At 32.6% G+C, this 20,353-nt stretch carries 21 protein-coding genes; 12 read left to right on the top strand and 9 right to left on the bottom strand.

Annotated features, from left to right (window positions below; genetic code table 11):
* The first annotated feature begins 36 nt into the window (after positions 1-36).
* Positions 37-666 carry a peptide deformylase gene (locus tag OEA66_RS02800; protein ID WP_267279925.1) on the top strand — a complete coding sequence of 210 codons (630 nt, stop codon included), beginning with the start codon at positions 37-39 and terminating at the stop codon, positions 664-666.
* A 28-nt stretch (positions 667-694) separates the two neighbouring features.
* Here the strand turns inward: OEA66_RS02800 and OEA66_RS02795 are convergent, their stop codons facing one another.
* Positions 695-1,147, bottom strand: coding sequence for a hypothetical protein (locus OEA66_RS02795; RefSeq protein WP_267279924.1), 453 nt, complete (start codon positions 1,145-1,147; stop codon positions 695-697).
* Positions 1,148-1,694: 547 nt separating this feature from the next.
* Between OEA66_RS02795 and pheT the strand changes: the two genes are divergently transcribed.
* The 3 genes from pheT to OEA66_RS02780 all read left to right on the top strand — a co-directional run bounded on the left by pheT (position 1,695) and on the right by OEA66_RS02780 (position 5,741).
* Complete coding sequence (pheT, locus tag OEA66_RS02790; protein WP_267279923.1) at positions 1,695-4,097, top strand: phenylalanine--tRNA ligase subunit beta; 2,403 nt, start codon at positions 1,695-1,697, stop codon at positions 4,095-4,097.
* Positions 4,098-4,169: 72 nt separating this feature from the next.
* A complete protein-coding gene (locus OEA66_RS02785) occupies positions 4,170-5,246 on the top strand; it encodes a hypothetical protein (protein ID WP_267279922.1) in 1,077 nt (358 codons plus the stop codon).
* Positions 5,247-5,330: 84 nt separating this feature from the next.
* Positions 5,331-5,741, top strand: coding sequence for an META domain-containing protein (locus OEA66_RS02780; protein WP_267279921.1), 411 nt, complete (start codon positions 5,331-5,333; stop codon positions 5,739-5,741).
* A 53-nt stretch (positions 5,742-5,794) separates the two neighbouring features.
* On the opposite strand, the gene OEA66_RS02775 is transcribed toward OEA66_RS02780, so the two are convergent.
* The 7 genes from OEA66_RS02775 to OEA66_RS02745 form a co-directional block, all read right to left on the bottom strand.
* Positions 5,795-6,034 (bottom strand): DUF8828 family protein, encoded by a 240-nt coding sequence (locus tag OEA66_RS02775; protein ID WP_007845674.1) that lies wholly within the window; start codon positions 6,032-6,034, stop codon positions 5,795-5,797.
* Positions 6,035-6,073: 39 nt separating this feature from the next.
* Entirely contained in the window at positions 6,074-7,357 is a 1,284-nt protein-coding gene (locus tag OEA66_RS02770) for a hypothetical protein (RefSeq protein ID WP_267279920.1), read from the bottom strand.
* 114 nt (positions 7,358-7,471) lie between these two features.
* Entirely contained in the window at positions 7,472-8,362 is an 891-nt protein-coding gene (locus OEA66_RS02765; protein ID WP_267280073.1) for a 3-hydroxybutyryl-CoA dehydrogenase, read from the bottom strand.
* Entirely contained in the window at positions 8,362-8,787 is a 426-nt protein-coding gene (locus tag OEA66_RS02760; protein ID WP_267279919.1) for a hypothetical protein, read from the bottom strand. The genes OEA66_RS02765 and OEA66_RS02760 overlap by 1 nt, the downstream gene beginning before the upstream one ends.
* Positions 8,788-8,817: 30 nt before the next feature.
* Complete coding sequence (bla-A, locus tag OEA66_RS02755) at positions 8,818-9,696, bottom strand: CGA/CIA family class A beta-lactamase (RefSeq protein WP_267279918.1); 879 nt, start codon at positions 9,694-9,696, stop codon at positions 8,818-8,820.
* Between the two features lie 66 nt (positions 9,697-9,762).
* Positions 9,763-10,203: a DUF5362 family protein gene (locus OEA66_RS02750; RefSeq protein ID WP_267279917.1), complete on the bottom strand. Its 441-nt coding sequence runs from the start codon at positions 10,201-10,203 to the stop codon at positions 9,763-9,765.
* 56 nt (positions 10,204-10,259) lie between these two features.
* On the bottom strand, positions 10,260-11,222 hold the full coding sequence (locus OEA66_RS02745; RefSeq protein WP_267279916.1) for a Gfo/Idh/MocA family protein: 963 nt from the start codon (positions 11,220-11,222) through the stop codon (positions 10,260-10,262).
* A gap of 121 nt (positions 11,223-11,343) precedes the next feature.
* Between OEA66_RS02745 and OEA66_RS02740 the strand changes: the two genes are divergently transcribed.
* The 6 genes from OEA66_RS02740 (at position 11,344) to OEA66_RS02715 (ending at position 17,202) form a co-directional block, all read left to right on the top strand.
* On the top strand, positions 11,344-11,994 hold the full coding sequence (locus OEA66_RS02740; RefSeq protein ID WP_267279915.1) for a protein-L-isoaspartate(D-aspartate) O-methyltransferase: 651 nt from the start codon (positions 11,344-11,346) through the stop codon (positions 11,992-11,994).
* 361 nt (positions 11,995-12,355) lie between these two features.
* Complete coding sequence (locus tag OEA66_RS02735) at positions 12,356-12,751, top strand: DUF1801 domain-containing protein (RefSeq protein ID WP_267279914.1); 396 nt, start codon at positions 12,356-12,358, stop codon at positions 12,749-12,751.
* Positions 12,752-12,880: 129 nt separating this feature from the next.
* Positions 12,881-13,855 carry a 2-hydroxyacid dehydrogenase gene (locus tag OEA66_RS02730; RefSeq protein ID WP_267279913.1) on the top strand — a complete coding sequence of 325 codons (975 nt, stop codon included), beginning with the start codon at positions 12,881-12,883 and terminating at the stop codon, positions 13,853-13,855.
* Positions 13,856-14,001: 146 nt separating this feature from the next.
* Positions 14,002-14,301 (top strand): hypothetical protein, encoded by a 300-nt coding sequence (locus OEA66_RS02725; protein ID WP_267279912.1) that lies wholly within the window; start codon positions 14,002-14,004, stop codon positions 14,299-14,301.
* A 230-nt stretch (positions 14,302-14,531) separates the two neighbouring features.
* Positions 14,532-16,526: a S9 family peptidase gene (locus OEA66_RS02720; RefSeq protein WP_267279911.1), complete on the top strand. Its 1,995-nt coding sequence runs from the start codon at positions 14,532-14,534 to the stop codon at positions 16,524-16,526.
* A gap of 184 nt (positions 16,527-16,710) precedes the next feature.
* Positions 16,711-17,202 (top strand): DNA-deoxyinosine glycosylase, encoded by a 492-nt coding sequence (locus OEA66_RS02715; RefSeq protein WP_267279910.1) that lies wholly within the window; start codon positions 16,711-16,713, stop codon positions 17,200-17,202.
* Positions 17,203-17,240: 38 nt separating this feature from the next.
* On the opposite strand, the gene OEA66_RS02710 is transcribed toward OEA66_RS02715, so the two are convergent.
* Positions 17,241-17,933, bottom strand: a complete 693-nt coding sequence (locus OEA66_RS02710) for an AIM24 family protein (protein WP_267279909.1) — start codon at positions 17,931-17,933, stop codon at positions 17,241-17,243.
* 197 nt (positions 17,934-18,130) lie between these two features.
* Between OEA66_RS02710 and queA the strand changes: the two genes are divergently transcribed.
* Entirely contained in the window at positions 18,131-19,180 is a 1,050-nt protein-coding gene (queA, locus tag OEA66_RS02705) for a tRNA preQ1(34) S-adenosylmethionine ribosyltransferase-isomerase QueA (protein ID WP_267279908.1), read from the top strand.
* Between the two features lie 91 nt (positions 19,181-19,271).
* The gene (gene rlmN / locus OEA66_RS02700; RefSeq protein ID WP_267279907.1) at positions 19,272-20,306 is read left to right on the top strand and encodes a dual-specificity RNA methyltransferase RlmN; all 1,035 of its coding nucleotides are present in this window, start codon (positions 19,272-19,274) and stop codon (positions 20,304-20,306) included.
* Positions 20,307-20,353 lie beyond the last annotated feature (47 nt).

Here is a 20,353-nt window from a genome sequence, read left to right as displayed (position 1 = left end):
AAAAACATCTTTATCTTTGTTCAACATTCTATAAAAATGAAAAAAATCTCTTTACTCTTCATATTCTTAATCGTTTTCATTAACGCTCAAAAATTGACGAAATCTGAAATTTCTTTGATTAATCAGGGCGACATCAATACTGCATTACCGATTTATCAGACAACAGATTCTCATCAACATACAACTTTATTAAATGTTTCAACAGAAATTGATCCAAAAGATCCTACTACAGCAACTTTAGTTAAAAGAATGAAAGAATCGCTTCTATCAACTGACGGTGGAGTAGGAATTGCCGCCCCGCAAGTCGGAATCAACAGAAAAGTAATTTGGGTACAGCGTTTTGATAAACAAGGTGAACCGTTAGAATATTTCTTAAATCCAGTAATTACTTGGAGATCAGAATTGCAGAATCTCGGTCCGGAAGGTGATTTGTCGATTCCCGAATTTAGAGATCAGTTTTACAGAAGTAAAGTGATTCAACTGGAATATGTCGATTTAAAAGGACAGAAATTTTCAGAAATGGTAGAAGGTTTTACAGCCGTTATTTTCCAGCACGAAATCGACCACCTTTTCGGAATTTTAATTTCAGATAAAAAGAAAAAAGAGGAAAATGATGAGTATCTGAAAGTGGATGCTTTCAAGAAAAGTGATGCAGTGGGGCGATAAGTATAAAACCACTACATAAGGCTTTGTTTTACCATTTTATATTTTCTGAGTATGGTTTGTCAAAGTATTCTTTGAAGTCTCGTATCTTCGATAAAGTTAATGGTTGTGTAAATTTATTTACGTCAAATGAAATTTGCCAAATTTCAGAATTTTCTGACCAAGGATCTGTTAAAATTTGAGCAGTGTAGGCATCAATATATTTTAAATCAAATATTTGTTTAAAGTCACCTACTAATCTCAAAGTATTGTCAACTAAGGTTTTTAGTATCAAAACATTCCCACCGATTAAACACCAATCATTGTTTTCTCCTACAATACTGCAAGACGGGTCTTCGAGAAATTCAAAAATACAAAATTCTTCTTTTGTTAATTTATTAATGCAATATGCAGTTTCATAAACATGTCCAACAATCATTGCTGCATTTTCAAAAAGTTTCTTGAAGTTTGGATCGTCCTTGATATATTCTTTGTATTGACGCATTATCAAAATAGTTTTAAAAATTCATCTTTTCTCATTGGTCAAAGTTATTTTACTTTAATTTCAAAGGTAAAACAATCCATTGAATTTCAAATCTTAAATATGCAGTTTTGGCAAACTACTTTAGCTGCAAGATTTCCCAATTTGGGATAAGTCAACACTTTTTGTAGAGACGTTTTCCCAAGACAAGATACTGTAAAATTTTTTTCGGGGAAGGTTTCCCAAGTTGGGACGAAGCAAACCTATTGTTGGGGAGACTTTCCCAATTTGGGACGATATTCAAAAAAAGTGCAGTAAGCTCATCAATTCATCAAAGATAAAATCTTTGCGCCTTTGAATAAAATTCCAAATAAACTTATTTAATTGAGGTTTGTCCAATAATAGTTTTTCCTCAATCCAAATAAGCTTTTATATGATTTTTTTAACCTTTTTGGATTTCGGTATTTCTTAAAAAAACACGACATTTGTAGACGTAAAATTCAGGTGTGTTTTATTGTTGTTTATAATGATGAATACAGAACCTGAAGATTAAATCTAAAAATTTCTACGAATGAAAATATCAAGCAACTGGCTGAAAGACTACATCAAAACAGAACTGAAAACAGAGAGAATCGGCGAATTTCTTACGGATATCGGTCTTGAAGTTGAGGGAATAGAAAAGTTTGAAAGTGTAAAAGGAAGTCTTGAAGGCATCGTTGTAGGAAAAGTTTTGACGTGTGAGAAACATCCGAACGCTGATAAATTAAACAAAACTACTGTAGACGTAGGAAACGGAAAAGTTTTAAACATCGTTTGCGGAGCTCCGAATGTTGCAGAAGGACAAACAGTTCCTGTTGCTGTAGTTGGGACTAAAATTTATGCTAAAGACGGAAGTTTTTTCGAAATTAAAGAAGCTAAAATCAGAGGTGAGGTTTCTCAGGGAATGATCTGCGCTGAAGACGAGTTGGGTTTAAGCGACGACCACGGCGGAATCATGGTGTTAGACGAAACCAAATATGAAGTCGGGAAAAACTTTGCAGATTTTTTTGAATTGACAAATGACGAAGTTCTTGAAATTGGTTTAACTCCCAACAGAACTGATGCAATGTCTCATTACGGTGTTGCAAGAGATCTTCACGCTTTTCTTTCTACTAACCAACAAAAATCTGATTTCCAAAAAGTTTCTTCTGTTGCTTTAAACAACGAAGGTTCTAATAGCTTCACACTTGAAGTTGAAAATACAGAATTAACGCCAAGATACATTGGTGCTGTAATCGAAAACGTAAAAGTTGCAGATTCTCCGTCTTGGTTAAAAGACAGATTGAAAGCAATCGGTTTAAGCCCAATTAACAATATTGTAGATATTACAAACTATATTCTTCACGGTTTAGGTCAGCCGCTTCACGCTTTTGATGCAGATAAGATTGCAGACAAAAAAGTAAAAGTTGGGACCGTTGCTGAAGGAACAAAATTCACGACTTTAGATGGTGTTGAAAGAACGTTGAACGGTTCTGAAATCATTATTAAAGACGGTCAGGATAACCCGATGTGTATTGCCGGAGTTTTTGGTGGTGCCAATTCTGGAGTTTCTGCTGATACGAAAACTATTTTCCTGGAAAGTGCTTATTTTAATCCGGTTGCGGTAAGAAAAGGAGCAAAATTCCATGGTTTAAATACAGACGCTTCTTTCAGATTTGAAAGAGGAGTTGACCCGAATATTACAAGAACTGCCATTACTCACGCGATCAAATTGATTGAAGAATTGGCAGAAGGAAAGTTGGTAGGGGATTTATTGGAAGAATATCCTAAGAAAATTGAAGACAATTACGTCATCATCAGATTTTCAAAAATCGAACAGATTTTAGGGACAAAAATTCACAGAGAAAAGGTAAAAGAAATTTTAAAAGCACTTGAAATTCAGGTTTTAAATGAAATTCAGAATGGTTTTGAAATCTCTGTTCCGGCTTACAGAGCAGATGTAACGCGAGAAATTGATGTGATTGAAGAGATTTTAAGAATCTACGGTTACAATAAAATTGATGCTCCGCAAAAAATATCTTTTACGCCCGTAAAATTAAGTGCAAATGATCAGGATGAATTGGAAAATTCTTGGGCGAGAACTTTACAGAGTTTAGGTTTCAACGAAGTAATGAACAATTCTTTGACTTCTGTAAAAGATGAAACGGATGCTGTAAAATTATTAAACCCATTAAGCGGAGATTTGGCATTTATGAGAAAGTCTTTATTGGAAGGCCTTTTGCAGAATGCAGTGTACAATATCAACAGGAAAAATCAGGATATTAAGTTCTTTGAGTTTGGTAAAATTTATCATAAAAAAGAGGTTTACGAAGAAAGAAAACAGCTTGCTATCTTAGTTTCAGGAAGAAATGTTGCCGAAAACTGGTTGCAGCCAAAATCTGCAACAGATTTCTATAACTTGAAAGCATATGTGAAAGTTTTGTTGGAAAGATTGGCAATTAATTATAAAGAAATTGCTTTGGACGACGAAAGATTTTCCGATGCAATTGCTTACGAAACTGAAGGTGAAACTTTAGTGAGAATCGGAAAAGTGGCTCCTCAAATGTTGAAAGATTTCGATGTAGACCAAGAATGTTTCTATGCGGAAATCGAGTTGGAATTTGCTCAGAAATTGCGTTCTAAGAATGAATTGAAATTTAAAGATATTCCTAAATTCAACAAAATAAGAAGAGATTTAGCATTATTGATTGATAAAAATATTACATATCAGGAATTGTATCAAACGGCTAAAAAGAACAAATCTCCTTTCATTAAAAATATTAATCTTTTTGATGTGTATGAAGGGAAAAATCTTCCGGAAGGTAAGAAGTCTTACGCAATGAGTTTTGAATTATTAAACGAAGAAAAAACTTTGGAAGAGAAAGAAATTTCTCACGTAATGGATTCTTTAATTAAATCTTTCCAAAAAGAGTTTAACGCAGAATTGAGAGGATAAGAAAATATTTTTTTCACACAATAGAACGGGCATTTGTCCGTTTTTTTTGTTTTAAGCTAATACCAAGATTATATGAAATCATTTACTGTACTTATTTTTCTGCTTCTTTTCGCTGCTTCCCATTCCCAAAATCGTGAACTTACTAATAAGAAATTAATAAGTTATTTTGAGGCTATAAATTCGGCTGAAGATAAAATTGTGACAAATGATTTAGATAGTTCTGATTTTTATTATCGAAAGGCTTTTAAAAGCTTTAATGAACCTCATGCGAATGATCTGTACAATCACATGATAGTTCTATTGAATAAAAAGGATTATGAAAATGCTTTTAAACATTATCATTCTTTGAATTGTATGAATTACAAATTTGAAGATAAATTTCTTTCAGTGAATTTTCCAAACCATGAAAATTATAAGAAACTGAAATGCACAAATAAGTTTGATGAGGATTACAGAAAACAACTGGATGAATTGTTTGCCACTGACCAGCATTACAGAAAACTTTCCGGTGGAAATTATGCGAAATATAAAAAAGAGATTACCAAGAATGACAGTATTACAAGTACAAAACTTTTGCAGTTAATTCAGAAAAAAGGATTTCCCAATGAATACAATTTAGGATTAAGTTCTGCGAACTTGGTGTTTTTCCAAAATTTTTATTTTATCTGGCATCAGTTAGCAACTAATTTGTACAGCCCGCAAGTTGTCAATTTTTCAGATGAAATTATACAAGCTTTAAACAAAGGAAAAATTACTCCTGAAAATGCGGCATTTCTTTTAGATTTAAATAATGGAAAAGATAGTTATACATCAAAACATTTTGACATTATGCAGTTCTTTAAAAATGATGGAAATCCTGAAAGACCACATGATAATATAGAAAAAATGTTGGAAAAAGCAGATTGCTGCTACGTACATGAATGGTTTTATCCTGAGAAAAGGAATGCAAAAGGAAATACTTTGGTAGAAAATATTAACGAAAAGCGAAAAAGTATTGGAATGAGCACTTTAGACCAAAACCTTAGAAAAAAAGTATTCTTATTAGTGAGTAGTGATTATAAAATGGGACATGCAAATCTTATTGGGTTTAATTTTAAAAAAGATGAAGATGCCGAGAATTTTAAAAAGCATTTCATCAAGATTAAATAATTAAAAGTGAATTTAACATAAAAATTGTTTTTAGAATGTCACTATTAATAATTTCCGTAAATTTGGATTAAATCAAAAAGTAACATGAAAAATATAGTTTTAGGAATATTCGCAATGGCTCTTGTTGCATCGTGCGGAACAATGCAAACTTCGTCATCATCTAAAGTTGGTAAAGCGCAACCATCGATTGCCAATACAAAATGGACTTTAGCAGATAACGTAAAAGGGCAAGCTCCTACATTGAATATCGAAGGCTCAAAAGTAAACGGAAATGCAGGTTGTAACAGATATTTCGGTTCAGTGGTAATGGAAACAGCTTCAGGACAGTTTACACCTTCAGGAATGGGATCTACAAAAATGGCTTGTGATAATATGAGTGTAGAGAAAAACTTCCTAGATATGATGCAAAAAGCCAATAAATATGTTGTTTCAGGAACTACTTTAGAATTATATCAGGATAATTTATTGCTATTAAAATTCAATAAATCTGAATAAAATATAAATAAAAAGGAACTCAAACTGAGTTCCTTTTTTTATGAGTAATTTTCTTATTCTTCCTCTTCTTCGTCGTACTTAGCCAACTCTTCGTCGCACCATTTGAAAGCTGCTTCCACTACTTTTGTAGCTTCGTCTGCCATAGTTTCTTCGTCGTCACCTTCCAAATCATCAAGCCATTCTACTTCCTCTTCTTCAACATTTAAGATGAATCTTGGATATTCTGTATGAACTACGAATAAATCTTCAGGAAATTCCGAATTGTCTGCTAATAAAAACTTTGGTAATTTCATTTTTTTATTGTTTTAACTTTAAAATCAAAGATAATAAAATTATTGGTATTTGTTCTTGTCGAGCTTAATTTTTTGTAAAACTTTATGTGGCGTTAACGTTGATTTTTTTAAGGTGTCTTCTGCTTTAAAAGTGAAATCAATATCTGAATTTACAGTACCAATCAATTCAGAAATCTGAACATTTTCTAGGTCTTCAAGATCTTTCACATAAAATTTTAAAGGAACTTTATCCAGTTTTTCAGTTCTTAAATAATTTGAAATTTCTTTTCTGTTTTGAAGATAATTTCCTTTTGAAAGCCAAGTAAAAGCGAATCCTGTTAAAAGACTTAAAGCTCCGATAAGATAAATTTTTGTTCCGAAAATATTAAATAATTTTTTAAAATAAACCAACCAAATAGGAAAGGTAAAAGGACATAATAAACGATACCCTAAAGCATCTGTTGAATAGAAATATTGGATTAAAAACGAGCATACAATTCCCGAAAAACCAATTAGAATCATATATTTTTCGGTTTCTGAAAGTTTTGTTCTGATAAACAGGAAAGCAATTAGTAAAATATTGAAAAATCCAATTCCGTAAATTCCCCAATTGATGATTCCGCCTCCCGGATTTGAGATGTGTACAAAAGGATTAAAACTTGTTGCTAAACCTTGTTCAAATTCCGTAAGCAAAAGTGATGTTGGTTTTAAGCCTATTTCCAAAAAATCATCAACATAATTTTTATTAAAATAATCAATGAATAGAAATTTATAGAAAATAATATAGAATCCGGCGAAAATAGCAGATAAAACAAATGTTTTTCCATAATTTTTTTTAAAACTCAGTAAACCAAATAATCCTGTAGCTCCGATAATAAAAAGTGCGCTGTATCGAATATTAAAAATTAAAATTAAACCCAGCGATAAATAAAGAAGTGCTTTTTTATTTGTAAGTCTTTCTTTTATAATCAAATGAGCAATGTATAATAGAATAAATATAGAAAATAGGGTTAAAGTCTCACTGAATGTTGCCGCAAAAACACTCACAAAACCAAATAGGGAACAGGTAGTAATAACTTCCCGTAAATAAAAGTTTGTTTTTTTTGCAATTAAAATAATAAGTAAAAATGAAAAAATGCCTACCAGTTTACTGCTCCAAAATTCATCTAAACCGAAGAAAGTAAAAAATTTAATGCTCAGAATGTATCCTAAAGGCGTAATCGTGTTATCGATTTCCGGGAAAATATGAGCTGATCTCATGAATCTTAGTCCATCGGGAGTTACACGCCCTTTTTCATTCAGTAAAAAACGCAAAATGGTCATCACTAAAGTAATGATGACCATTGTTATTTGGATATATTTTTCTTTAAATTTTAACAAGATGAAAGTTATTAGGTTATAGTTACAGGTTTGATACCCAAATTTATAATTTATAACTCACAACTCATAATTTAAAATCTATTTTGCAAACATTTTCGCTACTTTCTCTGCTTTTTTATTTTCAGAATAATCGTAGAAACCTTCTCCTGATTTCACGCCTAATTTTCCGGCCATTACCATATTTACCAATAGTGGATTTGGTGCATATTTAGGATTTTTAAAACCGTCATACATTACATTTAGAATTGCTAAACAAACGTCTAGACCAATAAAATCTGCCAATTGAAGCGGTCCCATCGGATGAGCCATTCCTAATTTCATAACTGTATCGATTTCTTCAACTCCTGCAACTCCATTGTAAAGTGTTTCGATAGATTCGTTAATCATTGGCATCAAAATTCTGTTTGCTACAAAACCCGGATAATCGTTTACTTCAACCGGAACTTTTCCTAACGTTTTGCTCATTTCGTAGATTGAGTCAAAAGTTTCTTTTGAAGTAGAATATCCTTTGATGATTTCTACCAGTTTCATGATGGGAACGGGGTTCATAAAGTGCATTCCGATTACTTTATCTGCTCTTTTTGTTGCTGCAGCAATTTTAGTAATAGAAATTGAAGAAGTATTGGTTGATAAAATGCAGTTTTCAGGAGCAAATTCATCCATTTGAGCGAAAATTTTCAGCTTCAAATCTTGATTTTCTGTTGCAGCTTCTACCACCAAATCTGCGTTTGTTACTGCATCTTTCAGTTGTGTAAAAGTGGTGATATTTCCTAAAGTTTCTGCTTTTTGTTCTTCTGTAAGATTTCCTTTTGCAATAATTCTGTCAAGGTTGGTTGTAATCGTTTTCAAACCTCTGTCTAAAGCCTCCTGAGAAACATCTACCAAGTTTACACTAAAACCGCTTTGTGCGAAAGTATGTGCAATACCATTTCCCATGGTTCCGGCTCCGATAACGACAATGTTTTTGATCATTTTAATTTTTCTTTTTTATTATATACAGTTAGATTATTTATTTTTTTTAAATCTTCCTTTTTTACAAACTCTGTACTTTGGAAATTTACTGTTCCGTCACTGCTTTGGTTTCTCGTATTATTTTGTGAATTTACGGCAGCTTCAAGACCGGTTACAAACTTTTTTTTCTTACTTTTCGATAAAGTGTCAATTCCTATATATAATCTGAATTCGCCTTCTCTTCCCAAACCAGATTGTCTGAAAACTTCAATTTCTTTTCCTTTGTTTTTGGTTTTAAAAGCTTCGATATAATTCATTACCGGAGCTGTTGAAGGGGTACCGCAACAAATACTGTTGTAACTAATTTCATAGAAGTTTTCACTTTTTTGTGCATAAAAAAATACGCAGCTAAAAACTCCCAGAGTTAAAAATATCTTTTTCATTTTGATGGTTTTAAAATTAAGCTTTAAATTTTACTTATTAAAATAATCCCAGACAATCTTTGAAATGTCTGAAATGATCTTACAATTCACTTCATCTGTTTCCGTAGAATTGTTTACAAATACTGCTATTGCATAATGTTTGCCATTCGGTAAAGTAACAATACCCATATCGTTTTCGGCGACGGTTAAATCATTGTCATATTTCCCTGAAGATCCCGTTTTGTGAGCTACAGGTGTGCTTTTCGGAAGTTGCTCAACCAATTTATTAGTCCCTGTTTTTGTTCCGAGCATAATTTTCATTAAATAATCAGTGGATTTTTTTGAAAGAAGTTTTCCGTCATAAAAGGTTTTTAGAAGATTTACGGCAGATTCTGTTGTGCTGTAATTTTTATATTGATTTTTCCAATCTTTATGCATCTCGTCTTCATTTACTTTTATCTGAAAACCTTTCACACCTTTAGAATCCATAAATTTCTGAACGGTTTTTGTTCCGCCAATCATTTTTAATAATTTGTCGCATCCGTTGTTATCACTCAATGCAACGGTGTAATCGATGATTTCACCTAAAGTCAATTCAATATCTCCGGTTGGATATTTTTCTTTTATCGGCGACCAAGTTTTTGACAATAATTCAGATTCTTTTAAGACTACTTTTTGGTATAAAGATAATTTTCCCTGATCGACCAAATCTAAAACTGCAGCTGCAATATGAAATTTAAAAACACTTAAAGTCGGAAGTTTTCTGTCTGCATTTCTATTATATTTAAATCCATTTTCAAAACTGAGTACAGAAATTCCTACTGTAGCTTTTTTGTTCAAAAGAACTACATTGATTTTATCGTGTACACTCAATTTTTGTCCAAAACTAAATGTCGAAATTAAAAAAAAGAGCAAAATTATTTTTTTCATAATATTTTGTTTAAAAAAATCCTTCTTAAGCAAGAAGGATGTATATTCAAATATAAAAATTTTAATCTATAGGTAACTGCCAAAACCAGTAATGATTGTGCCAATAATCAAAAGTATGTATAGCCCAAATAAAACGATGGTAAGGATTCCAATAAATTTATAGTGAGATTTCAAATACTCAAATGACTTGGTGAGGTTAGCCTGATTATTTGTACGCAAAGCTTCTTTCATATTAGATGAAAATCTGTACAAGAAATTAATTGGTAAATAATAAAATGCTGCAAGTGCAAAATAAAACAACGAGATTAATGTTCCGCCACTAAAAGGTCCCATACTTACGGATGAACCAATTATCAAAACAAAAATTGCCACCAAAACCATTAAACCAATACCAATGTAGCCTAAAATTGCTAAAAATGTTGCCCATCTTGCTGTTTCTGTCAGAAAAAGTTTAGAAGTATTGTCGATTCTCAGCTCTTCAAACTCTTCGAAAGGAGATTTTTCCATTATTTATATTTTTGGCAAAATAATTAAAATTATCGGAATAGATTGATTATTATTTTTTAGCTGATTAATTCCATAATTTTCAAAGCCACTTTCAACGCTTCAGTTCCGTCTTCCAAAGAAACTTCTACATTTTTTACTTCAATAATAGCATCTGCAAAAGAATTTAATTCATCTAAAATCGCATTATTCGGCTGGATACTCGGATATTCAAATAAAATCTGATTTTTTTCTCCTTCTGCATTTTCAATAATCATATCAAATGGAGTAGGGTTTTCAGGCGCATCTTTCATTCGGATTACTTCTGCTTTTTTATCTAAAAAATCAACAGAAACATAAGCGTCTTTTTGGAAAAAACGACTTTTTCTCATTGCTTTCATAGATATTCTTGAAGTCGTTAAATTGGCAACACAACCATTTTCAAATTCAATTCTTGCATTGGTAATATCTGGAGTTTTGCTTACTACACAAACTCCACTTGCATGAATGTTTTTCACTGGCGATTTTACGACGCTCAATAAAATATCAAGATCATGAATCATTAAATCTAAAACTACAGAAACATCAGTTCCTCGAGGATTAAATTCTGCCAAACGGTGAATCTCAATAAACATCGGATTCTGAATGTAATCTTTTGCTCCTATAAACGCAGGGTTATATCTTTCAACATGACCAACTTGCGCTTTAATACCGTTTTCACGACATTTTTTTAGAATTTCTTCAGCCTGCTCAAGAGTTTGGGTAACGGGTTTTTCAATGAAAAAATGAAGACCTTTTTCAATGGCTTTTAAAGCATAATCGTAATGATAAAGTGTCGGAGTTACAATATCCAACATTTCAATCTGATCTAATAATTCATCAAAATTCTCAAAATATTTATATCCGAATTCAGCTTCCAGTTTTCTGCCATTTTCTGCATCTTTATCATGAAAACCAATAAATTCGTATTTATCAGACTGATTCAGAAGTCTTAAATGTATTTTTCCCAAATGTCCGGCGCCAACCAAACCTGCTTTTAACATAGCTTTTTAATTTTGGTAAAGATAATAATTTTAGGTATTAAGAAATAGATGATAGTTTTTAGGTTGATAAATATTGATTGTTTTTTTACTTTTGTAGAAACTACTATTAAACCAGCTGATAATGCATGATTCGTTTGTACATAAAGGGAAAAGGAAAAATTTGGTTGAATATCTCAGACACAGAATCGGGATTTCAGATGAAAATGTACTTGCTGCAATTAATGAAGTTCCGAGACATCTCTTTATAGAAAGTATTTTTGAAGATTATGCCTATGAAGATCGGGCTTTTCCTATTTTGGCGCATCAAACGATTTCGCATCCATCAACTGTTGCAGAGCAGTCTGAACTTTTACAGGTAAAAGAAGGAGAAAAAGTATTGGAAATAGGAACTGGTTGCGGTTATCAGACTGCAGTTTTATTAGCCATGAAAGCTTTGGTTTTTACTGTTGAAAGACAAAAAGATCTTTTCGATTTTTCTAAAAAGAAGTTACGAGAAATGCATTTGTATCCAAAATTTCAAAGTTTTGGAGATGGTTTTGCCGGACTTCCTACTTTTGCTCCTTTCGATAAAATTATTGTGACTTGTGGAGCTTCGGTTTTACCGACAGAATTATTAAAACAGTTAAAAGTAGGCGGAAAAATGGTAATTCCTTTAGGTCCGACTGATCAACAGGTTTTATATAGATTTACAAAAATTTCTCCTACCGAAATTGAAAAGGAAGAATTTGGGGCATATAAATTTGTTCCGATGTTAAATAATACGAATCAGTAATTATTACAGTTTCTGGTAACTTATAGCAAAGTCTGAATGCAATGAAGCAAGAAAAAAAGAATGCACTAAAGTCAATAATATTTTATGTAATAGCGATATTGACGATAGTTGTAATAAACGCTTCAGGAAAATTTAAATCTGGACCTTGTACTCCAAACTTAGATGTCTTATCAGTTTTTGTCGTTGTTGCATTAAATTTTATTTTATTGATTATTAATATAATAAAATCATTCGTGATGAAAAAGCAGACAAGACTTTCGATTGTTGTACATTGTGTTGCGCTACTAATTTGGGTTATTGTATTTAATTGTAAAATGATCTGAATTATTAATATTATCAATTTAAAATCACATTAAATAATATGATAAATCCCGATATTCTTGATTATAATGAAAAGCAATCAGATTCAGATAAAGAAATCTGTACTTTTCTTTCTAAGTTAATTGATGCAGAACTTAATGATGCAGAAAATAAAATCTGGCATGCTCATCCTGTTTGGTTTTTAGATGGAAACCCAATTGTTGGTTACAGTAAACAGAAAAAAGGAATTCGCCTGATGTTTTGGAGTGGGAAATCTTTTAACGAAGAACAATTGAATATAGAAGGTGAAAAATTTCAGGATGCTTCGGTATTTTATAATGATTTCAATGGAATTAATAAAGCTGATATTCAACGTTGGCTCAAAAAATCCGAAGAAATTCAATGGGATTATAAAAATATTGTGAAGAGGAAAGGTGAGTTAATCAGATTAAAATGATAAATCGAGACTGTTTCGGAATGAAAATTGAACATTAGTTTAAATGAATTCAAAAATATCATCTAATAATAATTAATACAAACCTCATTTTAAAAACAGTGAGGTTTTTTAATTTTAAAAAATAAAATAATGAAAGTTTTTATAAATAAAAGAATTCCCGAAATAGGAATTACAATGCTGAAAGAAGCAGGTTTAGAAATTACAATTCCGGAAACTGATGATTTATCATATGAAAAATGGCTTCAATACTGCAAAAACACAGATGTTATTCTTAATGTAGGACACAATAAATACAATCAGAATTTTTTTGAAGAATGTCCAAACGTAAAAGCGATTGCTTTGTTCAGTGTTGGTTTTGATCATGTTGATATTAAAGAAGCTACAAAAAGAAATATTCCGATTGGAAATACACCCGATGTTTTGAGTCGGGCTACTTCCGATGTCGCATTTTTATTGATGCAATCGGTTGCGAGACGAGCAAGTTTTTATTTTCAGAAAGTAAAAGATAACGATTGGGGGAGTTTCGATCCGATGTATGAGCTTGGTCAGGAATTATACGGTAAAACCTTGGGTGTTTTCGGTTTAGGAAGAATTGGTTTTGAAATGGCTGAAAAGTGTAAAAAAGCTTTCGGAATGAATATTATTTACCACAACAGAAACCATAATGAAGAAGCGGAAAAAGAACTCGACGCAACATATGTTGCTTTTGACGAATTAATAGAGCAGTCGGATGTTTTGAGTATTCATGCAAATTTTAAACCTGAACAAAGTAATTTGTTTGACGCTTCTGTTTTCAAAAAAATGAAAAAGAATGCAATTTTTGTAAATACAGCGAGAGGAGGTTTTCACAATCAGAAAGATTTGTATGAAGCTTTAGTTTCAGGGCAAATTTGGGGAGCAGGTTTAGATGTTACCAATCCGGAACCAATCGAAGAGAATGATCCTATTTTGAAATTATCAAATGTTTGTGTTTTACCACATATTGGTTCAGCAACCGTTGAAGCAAGAAACGGAATGGCAAAATTGGCAGCAGAAAATTTAATTGCTTTTTCAAAAGGAGAAAAAATGCCGCGCATCGCAAATCCTGAAGTCTACGAGATTTAAATAAATTCAAGATTCTAAGTTTTCGCTTTACAGAATAAAAATTGTAAACTTAATCTCTTCAACTTGGTTCTTTTAACTTTTTCCTTGGCTCTTTTAAAAATTGGACTCATTTTTGTCTTTAATAGATCAACATTAAATACAATATTATGACACCAGAAGATAACAAAAACGAACAAGACAGAAAACTGGAGGAAATGGATTATAATCCGAGTGAAGATATTTTCAACAAAGAAGAACACATTCCTTTGGATGGTGATGGAAACCCAATTACAAATCCGAATCATGTGAACGACGGAATGCCTTATGGTTTGGATGTTCCAGGAGCTGAAGATGATGATAATTTCGAACAAATCACCGATCAGCTTCCCGATGAAGAAAATAATCTTTACAGCAGAAGCGATAACGAAGATGACCACGAAGAAGAAAATGACGACATCGTCTCTTAAATATAATCCCGCAATTTCAAGCGGGATTTTTTATGCTTAAATTTCAAATATTTCTTCTGAATTTAATACAGCATTGTTTGGAATTGCAGAATTTAATAGGATTATAATGCAAAAACTATTTTCTAAATTCATTCGCTGGTTTTATATTAAATATTAACTTTGGCAATCTTTTAATTAAATAAGAATTAATGAATATTGTATGTTCTGAAATTCTTTTAAAATAAAACTATATGAAATTAAAACACAGTCTGCTTGCTTTGGCAGCACCTCTTTTAATGAATGCACAACAAGTAATGACTCCCGAAATTCTCTGGACTTTGAAAAAAGTTGGTGTTCAGGCAGTTTCTCCAGATCAATCATCTCTTATTTATAAGATCGGACAAACCGACTTGAAAACTGAGAAAACGAAAAACGAAAACTATTTCTTAAACGTTATCAATAATCAAGCTTCAAAAATTGATTTAGGTAAAAAAGCTTTGATTCAGTGGGATAAAAACGGAATTTATGCTCAGGAAGGCGAAAAGATTTTCCTGTCAAAAGACAGCGGGAAAACCTGGGCAGAATTTTACACCATTGGGGAAGCTGATAACATTGTAATTTCTCCGGACGGAAAGAAAATTGCTTTCAGTAAGCAGGTTTTGGTTGAAAAATTAATGGGGAAAGATAAATATGCTGATACTCCGAAAACTACGGCGCAAATTTATACAGATTTGAATCACAGACATTGGGATTATTTTAATGAAGGGAAATATAATCACGTTTTTATAGTTGAAACTTCTGCTAATGTGAGTTCTGCTAAAGATTTGTTGGAAGGGAAAGCCTGGGATTCTCCACAAAGACCTTTCGGTGGAGCTGAAGATTTTGTTTTCAGCCCGGATTCTACGCAACTTTTATATGTTACGAAACCTAAAAGTGGAAAAGAATACTCTACAAGTACAAACACGGATATTTTTGCTTACAATTTAGCTTCAGGAATAACAAAAAACTTAACTGAATCTAATAAAGGGTATGATGTTAATCCAAAATTCAGTCCGGACGGACAGTCTTTGGTGTGGCAAAGTATGGAAAGAGATGGTTATGAAGCTGATAAAAACGACATCAAACTGATGGACTGGAAATCAGGTAAAACTTCAAATCTTACAAAAGCTTGGGACGAATCTGTCACTGGCGATGTTTTCTGGAGTGGAGATTCAAAATCAATTTACTTTACAGCGGCTTTTAGGGGTACAAAGCAATTATTTTCTTTAAATCCTAAAGATTCAAAAGTTCAGCAGATAACAAAAGGTGACTTTGATATTAATGAAATCTTTGCAGACCAGAAAAGCTCGCTTTTAGTTTCAAAAACAGATATCAACCACGCATCAGAAATATTTTCTGTCAATCTTAAAAGCGGAGAATTAAAACAAATTACTGATGCGAACAAAGATTTTTACACTAAACTTTCTCAAGGAAAGTCTGAGCTGAAAATGGTGAAAACTTCAGACGGAAAAGAAATGGGCGTATGGTTTCACTATCCACCAAATTTTGATCCGAATAAAAAATATCCAACATTGGTTTATTGCCAAGGAGGACCGCAATCTGCATTAACACAATTCTTCAGCGTAAGATGGAATTTTTCTTTAATGGCAGCAAACGGATATATCATTGTTGCACCAAACAGGAGAGGAATGCCAGGTTGGGGAACAAAATGGAACGAACAAATATCAAAAGATTGGGGCGGACAACCAATCAGAGATTATTTAGCAGCAACAGATTTCGCAAAAACTTTACCTTATGTTGACGGTGAAAGAGTAGCGGCAGTTGGAGCAAGTTACGGAGGTTACAGTGTATTTATGTTGGCTGGAGTTCATGAAAACAGATTCAAAACTTTCATCGCTCACGATGGATTATTTGACATGAAATCTTGGTATCTAACAACTGAAGAACTCTGGTTTGCAAATTGGGATTTGGGTTCTCCATGGGAAAAACCTCTTCCAAAAGCTTATACAGAATTTAATCCAAGTAATTTTGTTGATAAATGGAACAAGCCCATCATGATTTTCCAAGGTGGAATTGATTTCAGAGTTGGTTATGAGCAAGGCCAGGAAGCTTTTCAGGCTGCGAAACTGAGAGGTTTGAAATCAAAATTAGTTTATTTTCCAAACGAAAATCATTGGGTTCTTCATCCACAAAACGGTTTGGTTTGGCAGAGAGAATTTTTTGATTGGCTGAAAGAAACGTTATAAATTAACCCCACACAAGAATTCCTCTCCGTTGGAGGGGTGGCGAAAATTTCAAAGAAATTTTTGACGGGGTGGTTAAAATATTTTCAAAGATTAAAATGTTTAATAATTATAAAAACGAGCGGGCTTTAGCCCGCTTTTTGTCTTCAATATGATATGCTTTAGCCAAAATTTATATATTTGAATTATGCAAAATCGTATTTCTTCATTTTCTCCAATTATTGATGATAATTCTAAAATTTTAATTTTAGGTTCGATTCCCGGAGTAAAATCTTTGGAAAAACAACAGTATTACGGGCATCCACAAAACAAATTCTGGAAAATTATTTTTGAGTTATTCAATGAAGAGTTTACGGAAGATTATACTGAAAGAATTGCTGTTTTAAAGAAAAACCATCTTGCACTTTGGGATGTTATTGATTCCTGCGAAAGAAAAGGAAGTTTAGATTCTGAAATTAAAAATGAAGAAGCCAATCAGATTGAAGAGCTTTTAAAACAACATCCGAATATTAAAGCAATCTTTTGTAATGGTGGAAAGTCTTATAAAAACTTACAGAAATTATTAGGCAAAAACTTTAGAATTCCTATTTACTTATTACCATCAACAAGTCCGCTTCATACGATTTCTTTTGAAAGGAAACTTGAAGATTGGAAAAAGATTTTGCATTACACAAAATAAAAAAGCAGCTCCTTAAAGCTGCATTACAATAATAAAAATTACTTCTCAACTCTATAAACCTCCTCATAAGGCTGTATCAAAACCCAGCCGTTCCCGGAAAACTTCATCTGAAATTCTTCACCGCTTCCTCTTCCAATCAAGCTTTTAAATGATACATTGGTTTTCAGTTCGGGGCTCAAATTTCCAGACCATGCCACCGTTGCATTTGGATCAGTGAAAACCGGTGCATCCGGTGTTACCAATAAAGTTAGAGGTTCTCCGTGAGTTGTAATCGCAATGTGTCCCGTTCCGGAAAGTTTTACCTGAAATAATCCGCCTGACATAACGCCTGCAATACTTTTCAGCATCGTAATGTCACTTTTTATACTTTGCTCGTGTGCTAAAACATCATTTCCATTTACACAGACGGTTTCGCTATTTAAATATAAAATTCGAACCTTTTTTCCTTCGTCTGCAACGTAGAGTTTTCCGGTTCCTTCCGCTTTCATCAGTTTAGAACCTTCTCCACTGATTGCTTTTTTTAATAAATTTCCCAAACCGCCTGAAAGCATTCCCTGTCTTTCAAAATTGATATTTCCGATATAACCAACCATACTTCCGGTTTTTGTCCAGACCGCCTGATTATTTAGGTTAATTTCTAAAAGTGCAGGTTTTTCAAGTTCGAAATAATCTCTTTCTAGAGGATTTTCTTTTGTTTCATTCACAAAAGATTCAATAGAATATTTACTCATAGTGTATATTTTTGTTTAGCCAAAATAGTCATTTTTTTAATTGAAATGAATTAAAAATAATAAAATTCACGCTTGTAACTACCGTGAATAAAGAGGAGTGAAATAAACACTTGACAAAGGGGTATAGAATGTTGTATATTTGCAATCCGAAAAATTACATCCGTAATTTTTATAATTTTTAAACCGTAATTTAAAAAATGAAGACATCCGATTTTAATTTTGACCTTCCTGAAGAATTGTTGGCAGAGCACCCATCTGAACATAGAGATGAGTCTAGATTGATGGTTCTTGATAGAAAAAATCAAACTATAGAGCATAAAACATTTAAAGATGTTGTAGATTACTTTGACGAGAAAGATCTTTTCATCTTCAACAATACTAAAGTTTTCCCGGCACGTCTTTACGGAAATAAAGAAAAAACAGGAGCTAAAATTGAAGTTTTCTTGTTGAGAGAGCTAGATAAAGAAACTCGCGTTTGGGACGTTTTGGTAGATCCTGCAAGAAAAATCAGAATTGGTAACAAATTATTCTTTACCGAAGACGAATCTTTGGTAGCGGAAGTTATCGATAACACAACTTCAAGAGGTAGAACTTTAAGATTCTTATTTGATGGACCCTATGAAGAATTTAGATCTAAATTAAAAGAATTAGGAGAAACTCCACTTCCAAAATATATCAAAAGAGAGGTAGAACCTGAAGATGCTGAAAGATATCAGACCATTTATGCAAAAGTAGAAGGAGCTGTAGCGGCACCAACTGCAGGTTTGCATTTCTCTAAGCATTTGATGAAAAGATTAGAGATCAAAGGGATCGATTTCGCTGAGGTTACTCTTCACGTTGGTTTAGGAACTTTTAACCCGATTGAAGTTGAAGATCTTTCTAAGCACAAAATGGAATCTGAAGAAATCATCATAGACGAGAAAAATGCTGAGATCATCAACAAGGCTGTTCAAGAAAACAGAAGAGTTTGTGCAGTAGGAACAACTACGATGAGAGCGATTGAAACTTCAGTTTCTTCAAACAAAAAAATCTCTGCTATTAATGGTTGGACGAATAAATTTATTTATCCGCCTCACGATTTCGGAGTTGCCAATACGATGATTACCAATTTTCACACGCCAAAATCAACATTAATGATGATGATTGCAGCTTTTGCTGGAAAAGATTTCTTAATGCAAGCATATGAAGAAGCTGTAAGAGAGAAGTATAAATTTTATTCTTACGGTGACGCAATGCTTATTATATAATTAATTTAAATTAGATTATAAATTTTAGATTCAATCCCAACTTTTGTGAAGGGTTTAAATCTAAAATTTATAATTTAAAATCTACAATATTTTGAGAGATATCAGAACTCTATCACTCGACCAGCTTAAAGATTACTTTGGTACTATTGGTGAAAAACCTTTTCGTGCCAAACAGGTCTATGACTGGATCTGGAGTAAAAATCTTCATTCATTTGAAGAGATGACGAATCTTTCAAAAGATTTGAGAGAAAATCTTATTCGTGACTTTATCATGAATCCGGCAGCAGTAGATCAATTTCAGAAATCTACAGACGGAACGATAAAAAACGGCGTAAAACTTCACGACGGATTGATGGTAGAATCTGTATTAATTCCTACAGAAACCAGAACGACAGCGTGTGTTTCGTCACAGGTGGGTTGTTCGTTAAACTGTGAATTTTGTGCTACAGCAAAGCTCAAAAGAATGAGAAATCTTGAAGTGGCAGAAATTGTAGATCAAGTTGCTTTAATTGATAAGCAAAGTAAGGAATATTATAACCGTCCGCTTACCAACATCGTTTTTATGGGAATGGGTGAGCCGATGATGAATTATAAAAATGTTGTTGAAGCCATCAAAAAAATCACTCAACCGGAAGGTTTGGGAATGTCACCGAGAAGAATTACTGTTTCTACATCGGGAATTCCAAAGATGATAAAAATGTTGGCAGATGATGAATTGCGTGTAAAACTTGCATTATCTCTACATTCTGCGGTAGAATCTACCCGAAACGAAATCATGCCGTTTTCAGATAAATTCCCTTTAACGGATATTATGGATGCGCTTCAATACTGGTATAAAAAAACAGGTTCAACCATAACTTTTGAATATTGTGTTTGGAAAGGTATTAATGATAAGGATGAAGATATTAAAGCTTTAATTAAATATTGCCGACAGGTTCCTTCTAAAGTGAATTTAATCCAATACAACCCGATTGGTGAAGGTAAATTTGATCACAGAAGTATAGCTGCTGAAGAAAAGTATGTTCGTGAACTCGAAAAAGCCGGAATTACAGTTATGGTAAGAAAAAGCCGTGGTGGAGACATCGATGCAGCTTGTGGACAATTGGCGAATAAAATAGTGGAATAATGGTCATATTCTGGACTATTATTTTCTATTCAAATATCTTCTTAGCC

The sequence above is a fragment of the Chryseobacterium luquanense genome (assembly GCF_026460945.1).
Lineage (GTDB): Bacteria > Bacteroidota > Bacteroidia > Flavobacteriales > Weeksellaceae > Chryseobacterium > Chryseobacterium luquanense.
This window is presented reverse-complemented; position numbering and strand designations above follow the sequence as displayed.